The sequence below is a fragment of the Streptomyces sp. STR69 genome, assembly GCF_024519455.1.
Taxonomy (GTDB): domain Bacteria; phylum Actinomycetota; class Actinomycetes; order Streptomycetales; family Streptomycetaceae; genus Streptomyces.
In genome coordinates this window covers 38,115-54,075 of sequence record NZ_JALJRY010000022.1, presented here as the reverse complement: position 1 = coordinate 54,075, position 15,961 = coordinate 38,115, and the positions used below count along the sequence as shown (strand labels likewise).

Annotated in this window: 19 protein-coding genes; 13 read left to right on the top strand and 6 right to left on the bottom strand. The window is 71.4% G+C overall.

Annotated elements, in window-relative coordinates:
• Nucleotides 1-13 precede the first annotated feature (13 nt).
• Complete coding sequence (locus OC490_RS34270; protein WP_262061916.1) at nucleotides 14-766, bottom strand: nucleopolyhedrovirus P10 family protein; 753 nt, start codon at nucleotides 764-766, stop codon at nucleotides 14-16.
• 87 nt (nucleotides 767-853) lie between these two features.
• Between OC490_RS34270 and OC490_RS34265 the strand changes: the two genes are divergently transcribed.
• The 5 genes from OC490_RS34265 to amaP are packed head-to-tail and all read left to right on the top strand — an operon-like array spanning nucleotide 854 to nucleotide 3,227.
• A complete protein-coding gene (locus OC490_RS34265; RefSeq protein ID WP_262061915.1) occupies nucleotides 854-1,339 on the top strand; it encodes an Asp23/Gls24 family envelope stress response protein in 486 nt (161 codons plus the stop codon).
• Between the two features lie 58 nt (nucleotides 1,340-1,397).
• Complete coding sequence (locus tag OC490_RS34260; protein WP_019060657.1) at nucleotides 1,398-1,583, top strand: hypothetical protein; 186 nt, start codon at nucleotides 1,398-1,400, stop codon at nucleotides 1,581-1,583.
• On the top strand, nucleotides 1,580-1,972 hold the full coding sequence (locus tag OC490_RS34255) for a hypothetical protein (RefSeq protein ID WP_262061914.1): 393 nt from the start codon (nucleotides 1,580-1,582) through the stop codon (nucleotides 1,970-1,972). The genes OC490_RS34260 and OC490_RS34255 overlap by 4 nt, the downstream gene beginning before the upstream one ends.
• Complete coding sequence (locus OC490_RS34250) at nucleotides 1,969-2,643, top strand: DUF6286 domain-containing protein (RefSeq protein ID WP_262061913.1); 675 nt, start codon at nucleotides 1,969-1,971, stop codon at nucleotides 2,641-2,643. Before OC490_RS34255 ends, OC490_RS34250 begins: the two co-directional genes overlap by 4 nt.
• A gap of 5 nt (nucleotides 2,644-2,648) precedes the next feature.
• Nucleotides 2,649-3,227, top strand: coding sequence for an alkaline shock response membrane anchor protein AmaP (gene amaP, locus OC490_RS34245; protein ID WP_262061912.1), 579 nt, complete (start codon nucleotides 2,649-2,651; stop codon nucleotides 3,225-3,227).
• Nucleotides 3,228-3,260: 33 nt separating this feature from the next.
• On the opposite strand, the gene OC490_RS34240 is transcribed toward amaP, so the two are convergent.
• From OC490_RS34240 to OC490_RS34220, 5 genes are all read right to left on the bottom strand, one after another.
• Complete coding sequence (locus OC490_RS34240; RefSeq protein WP_262061911.1) at nucleotides 3,261-4,016, bottom strand: SDR family oxidoreductase; 756 nt, start codon at nucleotides 4,014-4,016, stop codon at nucleotides 3,261-3,263.
• Nucleotides 4,017-4,021: 5 nt separating this feature from the next.
• Nucleotides 4,022-5,809, bottom strand: a complete 1,788-nt coding sequence (locus OC490_RS34235; RefSeq protein WP_262061910.1) for a glycoside hydrolase family 15 protein — start codon at nucleotides 5,807-5,809, stop codon at nucleotides 4,022-4,024.
• Nucleotides 5,810-5,877: 68 nt separating this feature from the next.
• Nucleotides 5,878-6,672, bottom strand: coding sequence for an SURF1 family protein (locus OC490_RS34230; RefSeq protein WP_315986721.1), 795 nt, complete (start codon nucleotides 6,670-6,672; stop codon nucleotides 5,878-5,880).
• 60 nt (nucleotides 6,673-6,732) lie between these two features.
• Nucleotides 6,733-6,966 carry a hypothetical protein gene (locus OC490_RS34225; RefSeq protein ID WP_078532401.1) on the bottom strand — a complete coding sequence of 78 codons (234 nt, stop codon included), beginning with the start codon at nucleotides 6,964-6,966 and terminating at the stop codon, nucleotides 6,733-6,735.
• A 94-nt stretch (nucleotides 6,967-7,060) separates the two neighbouring features.
• A complete protein-coding gene (locus tag OC490_RS34220) occupies nucleotides 7,061-8,050 on the bottom strand; it encodes a DEDDh family exonuclease (RefSeq protein ID WP_262061908.1) in 990 nt (329 codons plus the stop codon).
• A 172-nt stretch (nucleotides 8,051-8,222) separates the two neighbouring features.
• Between OC490_RS34220 and OC490_RS34215 the strand changes: the two genes are divergently transcribed.
• The 8 genes from OC490_RS34215 to OC490_RS34180 all read left to right on the top strand — a co-directional run bounded on the left by OC490_RS34215 (nucleotide 8,223) and on the right by OC490_RS34180 (nucleotide 15,943).
• Nucleotides 8,223-9,020 carry an acetoacetate decarboxylase family protein gene (locus OC490_RS34215; protein WP_262061907.1) on the top strand — a complete coding sequence of 266 codons (798 nt, stop codon included), beginning with the start codon at nucleotides 8,223-8,225 and terminating at the stop codon, nucleotides 9,018-9,020.
• On the top strand, nucleotides 9,020-9,904 hold the full coding sequence (locus OC490_RS34210; protein WP_262061906.1) for an SDR family NAD(P)-dependent oxidoreductase: 885 nt from the start codon (nucleotides 9,020-9,022) through the stop codon (nucleotides 9,902-9,904). The genes OC490_RS34215 and OC490_RS34210 overlap by 1 nt, the downstream gene beginning before the upstream one ends.
• 10 nt (nucleotides 9,905-9,914) lie before the next feature.
• Nucleotides 9,915-11,198 (top strand): amidohydrolase family protein, encoded by a 1,284-nt coding sequence (locus OC490_RS34205; RefSeq protein WP_262061905.1) that lies wholly within the window; start codon nucleotides 9,915-9,917, stop codon nucleotides 11,196-11,198.
• On the top strand, nucleotides 11,195-12,451 hold the full coding sequence (locus OC490_RS34200) for an amidohydrolase family protein (protein ID WP_262061904.1): 1,257 nt from the start codon (nucleotides 11,195-11,197) through the stop codon (nucleotides 12,449-12,451). The genes OC490_RS34205 and OC490_RS34200 overlap by 4 nt, the downstream gene beginning before the upstream one ends.
• Nucleotides 12,452-12,476: 25 nt before the next feature.
• Nucleotides 12,477-13,199: a VIT family protein gene (locus OC490_RS34195; protein ID WP_262061903.1), complete on the top strand. Its 723-nt coding sequence runs from the start codon at nucleotides 12,477-12,479 to the stop codon at nucleotides 13,197-13,199.
• A 126-nt stretch (nucleotides 13,200-13,325) separates the two neighbouring features.
• Nucleotides 13,326-14,192, top strand: coding sequence for a sterol desaturase family protein (locus OC490_RS34190; protein ID WP_262061902.1), 867 nt, complete (start codon nucleotides 13,326-13,328; stop codon nucleotides 14,190-14,192).
• Nucleotides 14,189-14,854: a lysoplasmalogenase gene (locus tag OC490_RS34185; RefSeq protein WP_262061901.1), complete on the top strand. Its 666-nt coding sequence runs from the start codon at nucleotides 14,189-14,191 to the stop codon at nucleotides 14,852-14,854. Before OC490_RS34190 ends, OC490_RS34185 begins: the two co-directional genes overlap by 4 nt.
• 42 nt (nucleotides 14,855-14,896) lie before the next feature.
• Complete coding sequence (locus OC490_RS34180; RefSeq protein WP_262061900.1) at nucleotides 14,897-15,943, top strand: zinc-dependent alcohol dehydrogenase family protein; 1,047 nt, start codon at nucleotides 14,897-14,899, stop codon at nucleotides 15,941-15,943.
• The last annotated feature ends 18 nt before the right edge of the window (nucleotides 15,944-15,961 follow it).

The following is a 15,961-nucleotide window of genomic DNA, read 5'->3' as shown; positions in this document are numbered from 1 at the left end:
AACCGACCGTGGCTCAGTCGATCCTCGTGACGAGCACCGCCACGGTCGGGTGACCGGGCAGCACCTCGCCGGCCCTCGCGCGGACCTCCCGGGCCACATCCAGGGCCCGATGGTCCGCGCGTACGGCGATCTCCACGCGCGCGTGGACGCGCGGCAGCGCACCTTCGCCCTGCCGTTCCTCGATGTGCACCGCGCGCCCCAGCCCGCCCAGCGCCCCGGTCAGCCGGACCACGCCGGGGGCGCCGAGCGCGGCTGCGGCGATCAGGGATTCGCCACCGTCATCAACATTGACCACCACGTCAAGTTCATCAACATGGTCAGTGTCGGCGGCGATCTGATCCATATCGTCCACACGGTCAACGTCGTCCATCTGGTCCAGCAAGGCTGTCACCTGTAGATCAACCTCCGTCACCACCAGCCCGAGCCGCTCCGCCGCGGCCGTCGCCAGCGCCGCGCGCAGCCGGGACGCGGTCTCCGGAAGGGGCTCGGTCGCCACGGCCGCGAAGTCGGCCGTGATCCGCAGCGGACCGGGCGGCAGCGCCCCCGGCGGCGGTGGTACGGCGGGCTCGTGCACGTCCTCCGGGTCGGCGAGCGCGATGCGCAGCGCGCCCAGCCGCACGCCCCGTACGTGCTTCGCCACGCCCCGCAGCACGGCCTCGGCCGCCCGCTCCGCGATCCACGCGCCGTCCCGCCGGTCACCCAGGGGCAACAGCCTCCCGAGCCCCAACTGCTGCCGTACTGCTTGCGCCCATGAGTCCGCCGTCATTCCTCCAGCCTGCCGCATCCCCGGCGCGGGAGAATGGAACCGCACTTACCGTGGTCGAAGGACGACGACCGAAAGGGACGTACGGCGATGACCGACATGACGGAGCGGAACCGGACACAGGACCCCGACGGCGAGAGGGAGCCCCTGCTGACCCGTAAGACCCCCACCAAACGCGGCGGAGGCGACCCGGCGTCCCGAGGGCGTACCACCATCGCCGACGGGGTCGTGGAGAAGATCGCCGGGCTGGCCGCCCGGGACGTCCTGGGCGTGCATGCCATGGGCAGCGGGCTGTCCCGCACCTTCGGGGCCGTGCGCGACCGGGTGCCCGGCGGTTCGAAGTCGGTGTCCCGGGGTGTGAAGGCCGAGGTCGGCGAGGTGCAGACCGCCCTCGATCTGGAGATCGTCGTCGACTACGGGGTGTCGATCGCGGATGTGGCCCGGGCCGTACGGGAGAACGTCATCGCGGCCGTGGAGCGGATGACCGGACTCGAAGTCGTCGAGGTCAACATCGCGGTGAGCGATGTGAAGCTGCCCGACGAGGAGGACGACGAGCCGGAACCCCGGCTCCAGTGACCGAGCCGACGGATGAACCAATGAGCAGCGGGCCGACGAACGAGCTGAGGAGCGCAGGATGAGCAGGGCCGTGGTCGGCATGATCGCCGGAATGGCGCTGGGCTTCGCCGGATACTTCGGCGGGTTCGGCGCGTTCCTGCTGGTGGCCGCCCTGGGAGCCATCGGGTTCGTCGTCGGCCGGTTCCTCGAAGGGGACCTGGAACTCGGCGACTTCTTCCGCTCGCGCGACGACCGGCGGCGGTGACGTCCGTGAGCGGCGCGGACGGCGCGGTCGACGAACGCGGCAGACCCAGGGCGGCCGTCCCGCCCGGCGAGCGGGGCGCCACCCGGATCGCCGACCGGGTCGTGGCGAAGATCGCCACGCAGGCCGCGCGCGAGGCGCTCGGGCCGCTGCACCCCGAGGCCGCACCGCCGCATGCCACCGTGGTCGTACACCACGATGCCGCACGCGTGCGCGTGCACCTGGAACTCGACTATCCCTGCGACATCGGCGACCGCTGTCTTCGGGTGCGTCGACAGGTGGTTCAGCGGGTACGCGCGTTGGTGGGCATGGAGGTGCCCGAGGTCGCCGTCCAAGTGGAACGGCTGCATCCGGCACAGGCACACCGCGCGGTACAGGGGAGGACGCGATGAGCGAGCCCCAAGGCTCCGAAGGCACGACCCAACGACTACCGGTCATCGAGAAGGAGACCGACCCCGGACACGGCGGGTACGACCCGGCGGCGGACCGCGGTCCCGCACCCCTGGTCGACGGCGGCGGCAAGGACGGCCGCTTCTGGTCGATGCGCCGCGTCCCCGCGGGCATCGTCGCCGTCCTGCTGCTCGTCGGCGCGGGCGCCCTGCTCTACGACATCACCGCCGTGCGCGCCAAGCGGCCCGCCGCGCACTGGCGCCGCGAACTGACCCGGCAACTCGCCGAACGGCCCCTGGACGACACCTGGGTCCTCGTCGGCGCCGGGATCGCCGCCGCCCTCGGCCTCTGGCTGGTCGTGCTCGCACTCACGCCCGGCCTGCGCCAGGTGCTGCCGATGCGCCGCACCCACGCCGACGTCCGGGCCGGCCTGCAACGCGCCGCCGCCGCGATGGTGCTGCGCGACCGTGCCATGGAGGTCTCGGGCGTGCAGTCGGTCCGGGTGCGCACGAGCCGGACGAAAGCCGATGTCCGCGCGGTGTCCCATTTCCGTGAACTCGACGACGTACGCGCCGACTTGGACACCGTGCTGAGCGACGCGATCACCGGGCTCGGGCTGTCCGGGCCGCTCGCGCTGTCGCTGCACGTCGGCCGTTCCGGACGGAAGGGGTGAGCGCGGTGCTGAGGGTCGTCAACCGTGTGGTGATCGGTGTCGTCGGTCTCGCGCTGCTCGTGCTCGGCGGCTCCGTACTGGCCGTAGGGCTGGGCGTGAAGCCGCCGTCGTGGTGGATCTACGACGGGCGGCACGACGTCCTGCTGAGCAACGCCCGGCGGACCCGCTGGCGGGCCGACGGCTGGTGGTGGCCGACGGTCCTCGCCGCGCTCGCGGTCCTCGTCCTGCTGGCCCTGTGGTGGCTGGTCGCGGTGCTACGGCGGCGCCGGCTCACCGAGGTCGCGGTCCGCACCGGCGACGGCGAGGGCGCGCTGCTGCGGGGCCGGGCCCTGGAGGGCGTCCTCGCCACCGACGCGGGCGACCTGGACGGCGTGGCCCACGCGCACGTGCGGCTGGCCGGCACCCGTACCGCACCCGAGGCCCGCGTCCGGCTCAGCCTGGAACCGCACGTGGACCCCGGAGTCGCTCTCGACCACCTGACGGCCAACGCCCTGGCCCACGCCCGAGACTCGGCGGGCCTGGACGCGCTCCCGACGGAGGTACAGCTGACGGGAGTCAAGCACCGTGCGGAGCGGGTGAGTTGACCGGTTGAGCCGACGGGTTGAGCTGACGGTCCGTCAGAACCCGTGCCGCATCCCACCGTCGACCGGCACCATGATCCCCGTCAGATAGGACGCGGCCGGCGACAGCAGGAACGCCGCCACGCGTCCGAACTCGTCCGGCGTCCCGTACCGCCGCAGCGGGATCCGCGACTCGTTGGCCGCGCGGGTGGCCTCCGGGTCCGCGGAGAGGCCGTCCAGCTCGCGTACGCGGTCCGTGTCGATGCGGGCGGGCAGCAGCCCGACGACACGGATGCCGCGCGGGCCCAGCTCGTCCGCGAGGGACTTGCCGAAACCGGCCAGGCCGGGCCGCAGCGCGTTCGAGATCGTCAGCCCGGGAATCGGCTCGTGCACCGAACCGGACAGCACGAAGCCGATGACCCCGCCCGCCTCCAGCTCCCCGGCCGCCGCGCGGGCGAGCCGTACCGCGCCCAGGAACACCGACTCGAACGAGGCCTGCCACTGCTCGTCGGTGGTGTCCGCGACGAACCCGGGCGGCGGCCCGCCGACGCTCACGAGGATGCCGTCGAAGCCCCCGAAGTGCTCGCGCGCGGCGGCGATCAGCCGGACCGGCGCCTCCGCGTCGGCGTTGTCGACAGCGACGCCCACCGCGTTCGGCCCCAGTCGGGCCGCCGCCTCGGCGGCCCGCTGTTCGTCCCGCCCGGTGACGACGACCTTCGCGCCGTCGGCCACCAGCTCGCGCGCGGCGGCGTTGCCCAGTCCACGGGTGGCGCCGGTGACGACGTACACCCGGTCCTTCAGTCCAAGATCCATGGTCCCTATCCTGCCTTCTCGTCCCCGAACAGGGTGAGGGCGGTGTTCACCAGGCCGATGTGGCTGAACGCCTGCGGGAAGTTGCCCAGTTGACGGCCGGCCACCGGGTCGTACTCCTCCGCGAGCAGCCCCACGTCGTTCGCGAGCCCCACCAGACGCTCGAACAGCACCTGGGCCTCCTTCGTACGGCCCGTCAGGTGCAGCGCGTCCACGAGCCAGAACGAGCACGCCAGGAAGGTGCCCTCGTCGCCCGGCAGCCCGTCCACGGGGGTGTCGGCGGCGGTGTCGTAGCGGCGTACGAAGCCGTCGTGGCCGAGCGCCGCCTGGACCGCGTCGACCGTGCCGACGACCCGGGGATCGTCGGGCGGCAGGAAACCGAAGCGGGGGATGAGCAGCAGGGCGGCGTCGAGTTCCTGCGAGCCGTAGTACTGCGTGAACGTGTTGCGCACCGGGTCGAAGCCTTTCTCGCACACGTCCTTGTGCACCGCGTCCCGCAGCTCGCGCCAGCCCGACAGGTCCCCGGGGAGGTCGGCGTACTCCTCCAGAGTGCGTACGGCCCGGTCGGCGGCCACCCACACCATGACCTTGGAGTGCACGAAGTGCCGGCGCCCGCCGCGCACCTCCCACAGGCCCTCGTCGGGCTGCTGCCACTGCGCGCGCAGCCACTCCAGGAGGACGCTTTGCAACGACCACATGTGCGGCTTGGGCGACAGACCCGCGCGCCGGGCCAGCCACAGGGAGTCCATGACCTCCCCGTAGACGTCGAGTTGGAGCTGGTTGACGGCGCCGTTGCCGATCCGTACGGGCGCCGAGCCGCCGAAGCCGGTCAGGTGCGGCAGTTCGAACTCGGGCAGCCGCCGCTCGCCCGCCACGCCGTACATGATCTGCAGGTCCGCCGGATCGCCCGCGACCGCGCGCAGCAGCCAGTCGCGCCAGGCCTCGGCCTCCTTGTGGTAGCCCGCGGTGACGAGGGCGCCGAGGGTGAGACTGGAGTCGCGCAGCCAGCAGTAGCGGTAGTCCCAGTTGCGTACGCCGCCCATCTCCTCGGGCAGCGAGGTGGTGGCCGCGGCCACGATGCCGCCGGTCGGGCGGTAGGTGAGGGCCTTGAGGGTGATCAGGGAACGGACGACCGCGTCCCTGTAGGGGCCGTCGTAGCGGCAGCGGGCCGTCCAGCGCTCCCAGTCCGCGACGCTGTGCCGCAGCGACTTGTACGGGTCGACGAGCGGCGGACGCGGCTCGTGCGAGGGATGCCAGGTGAGGACGAAGGCGACCTTCTGCCCGGCCTCGACGGTGAACTCCGAGAGGGTGCTGAAGTCCTCGCCCCAGGTGCGCACCTCGGGTTCGCTGCGCAGCCACACCGAGTCGGGACCCGCGACGGCCACCCGGTGCCCGTCCGCCCTGCGCACCCACGGCACGACCGCGCCGTAGTCGAAGCGCAGGCGGAGCGTGCTGCGGACGGTGACCGTGCCGCTCAGGCCTTCCACGACGCGCACGACATCGGGGGCGCGGTGGCGCTGGGGCATCAGGTCGGTGACGCGTACCGTGCCCTCGGCGGTCTCCCACTCGGTGTCCAGGACCAGGGTGTCGGGGCGGTAGGCGCGGCGGGTGCAGCGGTCCGCGCCCGCGGGGGCGATGCGCCAGTGGCCGTTCTCCTCGTCACCGAGCAGTCTGGCGAAGCAGGCGGCCGAGTCGAAGCGCGGCAGGCACAGCCAGTCGACCGAGCCGTCCATGCCGACCAGGGCCGCGGTCTGTTCGTCGCCGATGAGGGCGTAGTCCTCGATACGTGGGTGCACGGGGTGCGGGTTCCCTCCCTACCGGCGGGGCAATCAAGGTTCGGGGCCGGGCGGGTGAAGCGCGGGGGTCAGACCGTCGCCGGTTCCGCCTGCTCCGTCTCCTGCTCCTTGGCCGCCGCCTCCCGGCGGTCGCGGGCCTCGCGCCGCGCCAGGACGACGTAGCCGACCGGGACAGCCGCCGCGAACAGCCACCACTGGATCATGTACGCGTAGTTCAGCGGGGCGTCTTCCTTGCCCGGGTCGGAGATCTGCTCCGGGGTGTCGCCCTTCGCCTCGGGCGCCGTCTGCTCGACATAGCCGCCGAGCACCTGGGCGTTGAGCCGCTTCGCCTGTTCCTCACTGTTGATCAACATGATCTGGCGGTCGGGCAGGCCCTTGATGTCCTTGATGCCACTGGCCGCGGTCGTCTCGTCGGCCATCAGACGCCCGGTGATCGTGGTCCTGCCGCTCGGCGGTGCGGGGATCTTCGGGAAGGCGGTCTGCGCGCCGTTCGCCGGGATCCACCCACGGTTGATCAACACCACCTTGCCGTCCGTCAACACGAACGGGGTGAGTACATGGAAGCCGACCTCGTCGTCGTCATTGGTGCGACGCCGGACGACGACTTCCTTGGAGGTCTCGAAGGTGCCCGTCGCGGTGACGGTGCGGTACTTCTCGGTACGGGTCACCGCGTGCCCGGGGGTGCTGATCGTCTCCACGGGGACCGGCTTGGCGTGCAGGGCGTTCGCGACCAACTGGTTGCGGGCGCTGCGCATCTCGTAGCGGTGCATCTGCCAGATGCCCAGCCTGATCATCGTGGGGATCAGGAGAAGGGTGATCAACGCGAGGATCACCCACTGCCGGGACATCAGGAAGCGGTACACCCCACGACCGTACAACTCGGTCGCGGGGCGCATTCAGGGGGGTCTGTCCTCGGACTGTCCTCAGACCTTGTCGATGATGCCCACCTTCCCCTCCGCCCGCGCACAGTGGCCGCCGCAGAACCAGTGGCCCTCGACCTCCACGCCCTGGCCGATGATCTGCACCCGGCAGTGCTCGCAGATCGGGGCCATGCGGTGGATCGCGCACGAGAAGCAGTCGAAGACGTGTACCGCGCCCTGCGCGTGCACCTCGAAGCTCATGCCGTAGTCATTGCCGCACACTTCACATCTCGCCATGCGCCACAGGGTGGGCCGTCCGCCCGGCACGGGCGAGCGGACGCGGGGCGAGTCGCGTCCCAATCACCCGTCCGTACGGCTCCCCGTGGCGCGCTCAGTCCGCCTGCTCGACGTCCCGGAGCAGTTGCCCGAAGGCCGCCTCGTCCACCACGGGCGTGCCGAACTGGCGGGCCTTGACCACCTTCGAGGTGCCCGAGTCCGGGTCGTTCGTGACCAGCAGGCTGGTCAGCCGGGACAGGCTCGTGGCGACATGCAGCCCGGCCTCCACGGCACGGTCCTCCAGGAGCTCGCGCTCGATGGACGTGTCCCCGGAGAACGCGATCCGCATCCCCTGCTTGAGCGGCTTGCCGTCCTCGAACCGACCCGGGTTCGGGTAGGGGCACGCGGGCCGCTTGCGCGCGGGACGCCAACTGCCCGCCCCGTAGCCGCTGTAGCCACCCGCCTGCTGCCCGATGCGGGGCGCGGGCCGGTCGGCGGTCCACTCGGTCAGCGGCCGGCACTCGTGCAGCGGCAGTCGTACGCCGCCCTGTGCCGCCGCCCGCAGGCTCGGCCGGAACGCCTCGGCGAGCACGCGCGCGTCGTCCAGCGCGTGGTGCGCGCGCTGCTGCACGACACCGAAGTGCGCCGCCAGGGACTCCAGCTTGTGGTTGGGCAGCGGCAGGGCCAGCTCCTTGGAGAGCGCGATGGTGCACAGCCGCTGCCGGACCGGCGGCTCGATCTGCACGCGCGCGTACTCCCGCGCGATCATCTGCCAGTCGAAGACCGCGTTGTGCGCGACCAGCACCCGGCCCTCCAGGCGGGTCGCGAACTCCTCGGCGATGTCCTTGAAGAGGGGCGCGCCCTCCAGTACGTCACTCGTCAGACCGTGAATCCACACCGGGCCGGGATCGCGCTCCGGGTTGACCATCGTGTACCAGTGGTCCTCGACCTCGCCGAGCGCGTCCAGCCGGTACACGGCTGCGGAGATTATCCGGTCGTCCCGGGCCAGACCGGTGGTCTCCACGTCAACTACCGCATACCCCTGGGGATACGCGGCCGGCCACGGAGCGGCTGCGGACACTGCGGGCGAGTGGTCTTCGAGCATGGTCACTGAGGATACGGGCCGTCACTGACAGCCCCGTCCCTCAGGTGGCTTGTCCCGCCCGCCCGTTCGGGTCCGCCGAACGCACGCGCGCGTGGCTATGGACCTTTTGCCCGCCTGGTGCAAGCGTGCTGCCCGCCTGACGGATGACGGCCTACGAAGGGCGGTACGGCGTATGGCACGCGTACGGTACGGCGCACGGACCCAGGCGGAGATCGCCGCCGCACGCACAGCGAGCGCGAAGCTCCCCGACATCTGGTCCACCGGTGTGGTGGCCGTCTGGGAGAGCGACCCGGACGCGGTCGCGGCGGTCCTTCCGCCGCCGCTCAAGCCCACCGGGCGGCCCCTGGTCCGGGTGAACATCAGCAGGGTCGAACTGACCGGATATCCCCTGGGCGCGGGCTCGTTCGCGGTCGCCGCCGCGCACGACGGCGTCGAGGGCTGGTACCCGCTGGTCATGCCGATGACCCACGAACGGGCCCTCACCGGCGGCCGTGAGGTCTTCGGCGAGCCCAAGAAGCTCGGCGAGGTCACCGTCGAACGCGTGGGCCTCGTCGTGCACGCGTCCCTGGCCCGGCACGGCATCGCCTTCGTCGAGGTCCGCGGCGCGGTCAGCGAGGAGCTGCCCCTCCCCGGGCCGACACAGAAGACCGACTTCTACTTCAAGTTCCTTCCCGCGGTGGACGGTTCGGGCTTCGACGCCGACCCGGTGCTCGTGCACTGCCTGCGCAACGAGAAGGTCCGCCGCCTCGAACGCGTCACCGGGGACGTCGTCCTGCGCGAGTCCATGTACGACCCGGTCGCCGACCTCCCCGTACGCACCCTCGTCGACATCACCATCGGCGAGAAGACCAGCGACCAGCGCGGCAAGGTCGTCGAACGGGTCGACGCGCGGGCCCTGTTGCCGTACATCCACCAGCGCTACGACGACCCGCAGCAGATCCACGACGGGCCTCCCGAGGGGAGTGCCTGATGGAGTTGACGGAGGGGCAGGTCGCAGTCGTCACCGGGGCCGCGAGCGGGATCGGGCTCGCGATGGCACGGCGGTTCGCCGCCGACGGGCTCAAGGTGGTCCTCGCCGACGTCGAGCAGGGCGCCCTCGACAAGGCCGCCGCCGATCTGCGCGCGGACGGCGCCGACGTGCACGCGCGCGTGGTCGACGTCGGCGTACGCCAACAGGTCCTGGATCTGGCCGAGTCGGCGTACGACACGTACGGCGCCGTACATGTCCTGTGCAACAACGCGGGCGTCGGCTCGGGTGCCGAGGGCCGGATGTGGGAGCACGAACCGAACGACTGGCAGTGGGCGTTCGCCGTCAATGTGTGGGGCGTCTTCCACGGCATCCAGGCGTTCGTCCCGAGGATGATCAAGTCGGGTCAACCCGGTCATGTCGTCAACACGTCCTCCGGGGACGGCGGTATCGCCCCGCTGCCCACCGCCTCCGTGTACGCGGTCACCAAGGCGGCCGTCGTGACGATGACCGAGTCCCTGTACGCCCACTTGAGAGCGGAGCACGCGCGCGTGGGTGCCTCGGTGCTCTTCCCGGGGCCGCACATGCTGCGCACCGGCCTGTGGGAGTCGCACCGCAACCGGCCCGACCGGTACGCCAAGGAGCGCCCCCGTAGGACCCCTTACCGCAGCCTCGACCAGTGGGAGACCGCCATGAAGGCGGCGGGCAAGGAGGTCGCCTTCACGCCCGTCGAGGAGGTCGCCGGCCTCGTCGTGGACGGTATCCGCGCGGACCGCTTCTGGCTGCTGCCCGAGAGCGAGCACAGCGACGCCCAGATCCGGGCCCGGGCGGCCTCGATGCTCGACCGGGCGAACCCGTCGTACCTCGAAAGCTTCATCCTGGACTGAGGGGGCTGTTGTGACCGACCAGGAGCCGTACCTGATCATCTCCTCCGACTGCCACGCCGGACTGCCCACCGAGGAGTACCGGCCCTATCTGGACGCCCGGTTCCACCGGGACTTCGACGAGTTCCTCGCCGGACGCGACCGGCGCCGCGAGGAGATGACCCGGCTCGGCATCCGCAACGAGGCGTTCGCCACCAAGTGGTTCCAGGACAACGAGGAGGGCCTGCGCGGGGGTTGGGACACCGCACAGCGCCTCAAGGAGCTGGACGGCGACGGGGTGGCCGCCGAGGTGGTCTTCCCGGACGCCGACGCCGTGGACAGCCAGACGGCCGCACCCTTCGGAGTCGGACTCGGCCTCTCCGGGGACCAGGACCCCGAGTTGGGCATGGCGGGCGCGCAGGCCCACAACCGCTGGCTCGCCGACTTCGTCTCCGAGAACCCCCAACGGCACTGCGGGGTGGCCCTGTTGCCGGTGACGGCCCCCACGGAGAAGGTCGTCGCGGAGATCCACCGAGCCAAGAAGTCCGGCCTCGGCGCCTTGATGATCCCCTCCATGTGGGTCGACAAGGAGCCCTACCACGACCGCCGTTACGACCCCGTGTGGGCTGCCGCCGCCGAGTGCGCGATGCCCGTACTCACCCACTCCGGGGCCGCGCCCCGCCACGAGTACGGCGACCACCTGGGCATCTACGTCAGCGAGGTGACCTGGTGGCCCGCCCGGCCCCTCTGGTTCCTGCTCTGGTCCGGAGTCTTCGAACGCCACCCGGGTCTCAAGTTCGGTGTCGCGGAGTCGGGTTGCTGGTGGCTGCCGAACCAGCTGTGGTTCATGGACCGGCTCTACCTGGGCGCCCACGGCGGCAAGAAGCTCTCGCCGTTCGCGGAGCTGAAACGGCCGCCGAGCGAGTACCTCGACCGGCAGGTCTTCATCTGCGCCACCAACACCAAGCGCCGCGAACTGGCCCAGCGGTACGAGATCGGCGTCGACAACATCCTCTGGGGCAGCGACTTCCCGCATCCCGAGGGCACCTGGCCCGACACGCGCGCGTGGCTGAAGCGCACCTTCCACGACATCCCGGTCGACGAGACGCGTCGCATGCTGGGCCTGGCGGCGGCCGACGCCTTCGGCTTCGACGTGGCGGCCCTGGAGCCCCTGGCCCGCCGGATCGGCCCCACCCCCGCCGAACTCGGCCAGCAGGACGACCAGGAGGCCGTGACGGCGTCCTGGGCACGCTCCCGCGAGGTCGGGCGGCACTGGCTGACCGACCACGACTTCCCGGTCCTGGGGGTGACGCCATGAGTGCCACAGACCCCATGAGGCCCGCGAGCGAGGACCGGTACACGGTCATCTCGGCCGACTGCCACGCGGGCGCCGATCTCCTCGACTACCGGCCCTACTTGGAGAAGCGCTACCACGACGAGTTCGACGCGTGGGCGGCCACGTACGTCAACCCGTACGAGGACCTGGTCGCCGACACCGCCGACAAGAACTGGAACTCCGCGCGGCGGATCGCGGAGCTGGAGCAGGACGGGATCGTCGCCGAGGTCGTCTTCCCGAACACCATCCCGCCGTTCTTCCCGTCCGGCTCCCTGATGGCGCCCGCGCCGACGGCCGAGGAGTTCGAGCGCCGCTGGGCCGGCCTGCGCGCCCACAACCGCTGGCTTGCGGACTTCTGCGCGGCTGCGCCGGGCCGGCGGGCGGGTGTCTTCCAGATCCTCCTGAACGACGTCCAGGAGGCCGTCAAGGAGATCCGCCGGGCGGTCGAAGCGGGCCTCAGGGGCGGCCTGTTGCTCCCCGGTACTCCACCGGGCTCGGGGCTGCCGGAGCTTTACTCGTCGACGTACGACCCGATCTGGGCCGTGTGCGCGGAACTCGGCGTGCCCGTCAACCACCACGCGGGCTCGGCCGCCCCGCCCCTCGGCGACGAACCGGCCGCCCGCGCGGTGTTCATGGTCGAGACGACCTGGTTCTCGCACCGCGCCCTGTGGCACCTGATCTTCGGCGGTGCCTTCCGCCGCCACCCGGACCTGAAACTGGTGCTGACCGAGCAGGGTTCCGGCTGGATACCCGGGGTGCTCGACATGCTGGACTACTACCACGGGCGCCTGGTCGCGGCGGCTGCGAAGGCGTCCACCGCGGAGTCCAAGTTCGGCGCGGGGCTCGCCGCCTCCATGGGCAAGGGGCCGTCGGAGGTCTGGCGCGACAACTGCTTCGTGGGCGCCAGTTTCATGCGCCCGCACGAGGTGCCCCTGCGCGACCGCATCGGCATCGAGAAGATCATGTGGGGCAGCGACTACCCGCACGACGAGGGCACTTATCCGTACTCCAGGGAGGGCCTGCGTTTCGCGTACGCGCGCGTGCCGAGCGACGAGGTCGCCGCCATGCTCGGCGGCAACGCGGCCCGCGTGTACGGCTTCGACCTGGACCTCCTGGACCCGATCGCGGCGAAGGTCGGCCCCACGGTGACCGAGATCGCGGAGCCGCTCGCCGAACCGCCGGCGGACGCCACGAGCCCGGTGTTCGCCCGGGGGGCGTCGGTACGGGTGTGGTGAGGCCGGTGGTGGGATCCTTCGCGGTGTGACGGAACCGAGCAACGACCAGAGCCATGACGAGGCCCACGAGGGCACGCTGGGCTCGCGGCTGAACTGGCTGCGGGCCGCGGTCCTCGGCGCCAACGACGGCATCGTGTCCACCGCGGGGCTCGTCGTCGGCGTGGCCGGCGCCACGGACGACCGCTCGGCACTGCTGACGGCAGGCCTGGCGGGTCTCCTCGCCGGCTCCATGTCGATGGCGGCGGGGGAGTATGTGTCGGTCTCCACCCAGCGCGACTCGGAGAAGGCCGCCCTGGCCTTGGAGAAGCGAGAGTTGAGGGAGCAACCGGAGGCCGAACTGGAGGAGTTGACCGGACTTCTCCAGGACCGCGGTCTGTCCCGTGAGGTGGCCATGGAGGCAGCGGCCCAGCTCACGGAACGCGACGCGCTGCGCGCCCACGCGCGCGTGGAGCTCAACATCGACCCCGACGACCTCACCAATCCCTGGCACGCGGCCTGGGCGAGCTTCCTGTCCTTCACGGTCGGCGCGCTGCTGCCGCTGCTGGCGATCGTCCTGCCTCCGGCCGACTGGCGGCTCGGCGTCACCGTGGTGTCGTCGCTGGCCGCACTGCTCCTGACGGGCTGGGGCAGCGCACGGCTCGGCGCGGCGGACACGAGGCCGGCGATGCTGCGGAACGTGATGGGCGGGGCACTCGCGATGGGGGTCACCTATGCGGCGGGGGCGCTGCTGGGGGCGGTGGGGGTGTAGCGGGCCCACAGCCCGGGCGCGGCAGGCCCGTTGGCGGAGATCGCCAACAAGCAAGCGCGTACCCCAGGAAATACTTGTGGGTAACAACGTCTAGTCGTGGCCGATTCGCGGTCCTACGGTTCACCCATGCCGAACCTGCCCGATGCCGTGCTCTGGTCGATACCCGCCTTCGTGCTGCTCACCGTGATCGAGATGATCAGCGTGCGCGTCCACCCCGACGAGGACGCGGCGGGCTACGAGGCCAAGGACGCCGCCACGAGCGTCGGCATGGGGCTCGGGAGCCTCGTCTTCGACTTCCTCTGGAAGATCCCGATCGTCGCGATCTACACCGCGATCTACGAACTCACGCCGCTGCGCGTGCCCGTGCTGTGGTGGACGGTCCCGCTGATGCTGCTCGGGCAGGACTTCTTCTACTACTGGTCCCACCGCGGCCACCACGTGATCCGCATCCTCTGGGCCTGTCACGTCGTCCACCACTCCAGCCGCAGGTTCAACCTCACGACGGCCCTGCGCCAGCCCTGGACGACCCTCACGGTGTGGCCGTTCTACATCCCGCTCGTCGCCCTGGGCGTGCATCCCGCCGCGCTGGCTTTCTGCTCCTCGGTGAACCTCGTCTACCAGTTCTGGATCCACACCGAGCGCATCGACAAGATGCCCCGCTGGTTTGAGTTCGTCTTCAACACGCCGTCCCACCACCGGGTCCACCACGCGTCCCAGGGCGGCTATCTGGACCGCAACTTCGGCGGCATCCTGATCGTCTGGGACCGGCTCTTCGGGTCGTTCGTCCCCGAAGTCGATCGGCCCGTCTATGGGTTGACGAAGAACATCAACACGTTCAACCCGATCAAGGTCGCCACCCATGAGTACGTCGCCATCGCCAAGGACCTGAAGGCGGCGACCGGTTGGCGCGAGCGCGCGGGGCGGGTGTTCCGGGGACCGGGCTGGCAGCCGGCGGCCACGGTGGAACAGACCGAGGAGTCCGTGGCCGCGTGAGAACGTCCCGGGCGCTGCCGGCTGCCTTCGTCCTCGCCACGGTCCTCGACCTCGTCTCCCTCGCCGCGGGCTTCCGCGCCGGCCATCTGGTCACCAAGCCGCTGCTCATGCCGCTGCTCGCCGCGTTCGCCGCCCGCGCGGGCGGCCCTCGGCTCCTGGTCGCCGCCCTGTTGTGCGGCTGGGGCGGCGACGTCCTGCTGCTCTCCGACACCGACCCCGCCTTCATGGCCGGGATGGCCTCCTTCGCCGCCGGCCACGTCTGCTACCTCGTCCTGTTCCGGCGCCACGGTCCGCCACGCGCGCGTGCGGGTCTGCTCGCCGTCGGCTACGCCGTCGCCCTCGTCACCCTGGTCGTCCTGCTGTGGCCCGGCCTGCCGACCGGCCTCCGTGTCCCCGTCGCCTGCTACAGCGCCCTCCTGACCGCCATGGCGTACACCGCGGCCACCAGGCTCGGCCCGGTCGCCGGGCTCGGCGGGGCGCTCTTCATGCTCTCCGACACTCTCATCGCGACCGGCGTCGCCGACTGGCCGCAGCTGCCCGTGCCCGACTTCTGGATCATGCTGACCTATGCGGCGGCACAGTTCCTGCTGGTCCGGGGCGCCCTCGATGCGCGGCCAGCACCGGCGGCGGCGTACCGTGAAGTGCGCTCGACCACCCCCTGAGCGCACCGCACCAGCAGACCAGCGACGAGAAGGACCCTCGCCATGCGCGCCACCACCATCCACGCCCCGTTCGACATGCGCGTGGAGGACGTGCCCGAGCCCATGGTGCAGTTGCCCACCGACGCCGTGGTCCGGGTGCTGCGCGCCTGCATCTGCGGCAGCGACCTGTGGGCGTACCGCGGCGAGTCGGTCCGGCAGCCGGGGCAGCGGATCGGACACGAGTTCCTCGGGATCGTGGAGGAGACCGGCTCCGAGGTGAGCGGCGTCAAGGCCGGTGACCTCGTGGTCGCGCCCTTCATGTGGTCCGACGGCGTCTGCGCGTACTGCCGCGAGGGCCTCACCACCTCCTGCGTGCACGGCGGCTTCTGGGGCGCCGTGGGCTACGACGGCGGCCAGGGCGAGGCGGTGCGCGTCCCCTTCGCCGACGGCACGCTCGTACGACTCCCCAAGGAGGCGGCCTCCGACGACCACCTGCTGTCCGCGCTGCTGACCCTGTCGGACGTCATGGGCACCGGTCACCACGCGGCCCTCGGAGCGGGCGCCCGCAAGGGTGCCACCGTCGCCGTCGTGGGTGACGGAGCGGTCGGCCTGTGCGCCGTGCTCGCCGCCAGGCGCCTCGGCGCCGAACGGATCATCGCCCTGGGCCGCCACGAGGCCCGCACGGCCATCGCGCGCGACTTCGGCGCCACCGACGTCGTCGCCGAACGCGGCGAGGCCGCCGTCGAGGCAGTCCGCGAACTCACCCGCGGCCAGGGCGCGCACTCCGTCGTCGAGGCGGTCGGCACCGAGCAGTCCATGCGTACGGCCGTCAACATCACGCGCGACGGCGGCGCCATCGGCTTCGTAGGCGTGCCGCACGGCAGCGGCACCGGCCTCGACCTCGGGGTCATGTTCGACCGGAACATCGCGCTGCGCGGCGGAGTCGCGCCGGTCCGCGCGTACATCCCGGAACTGCTGCCCGACATCCTGGACGGCGCCATCGATCCCTCGCCCGTCTTCGACCTGACGGTCGGCCTGGAGGGCGTACCCGACGGCTACAAGGCGATGGACGAGCGCACGGCCCTGAAGGTCCTGGTCGTCAACAGTTGATCGATGCCGAGTTGATCA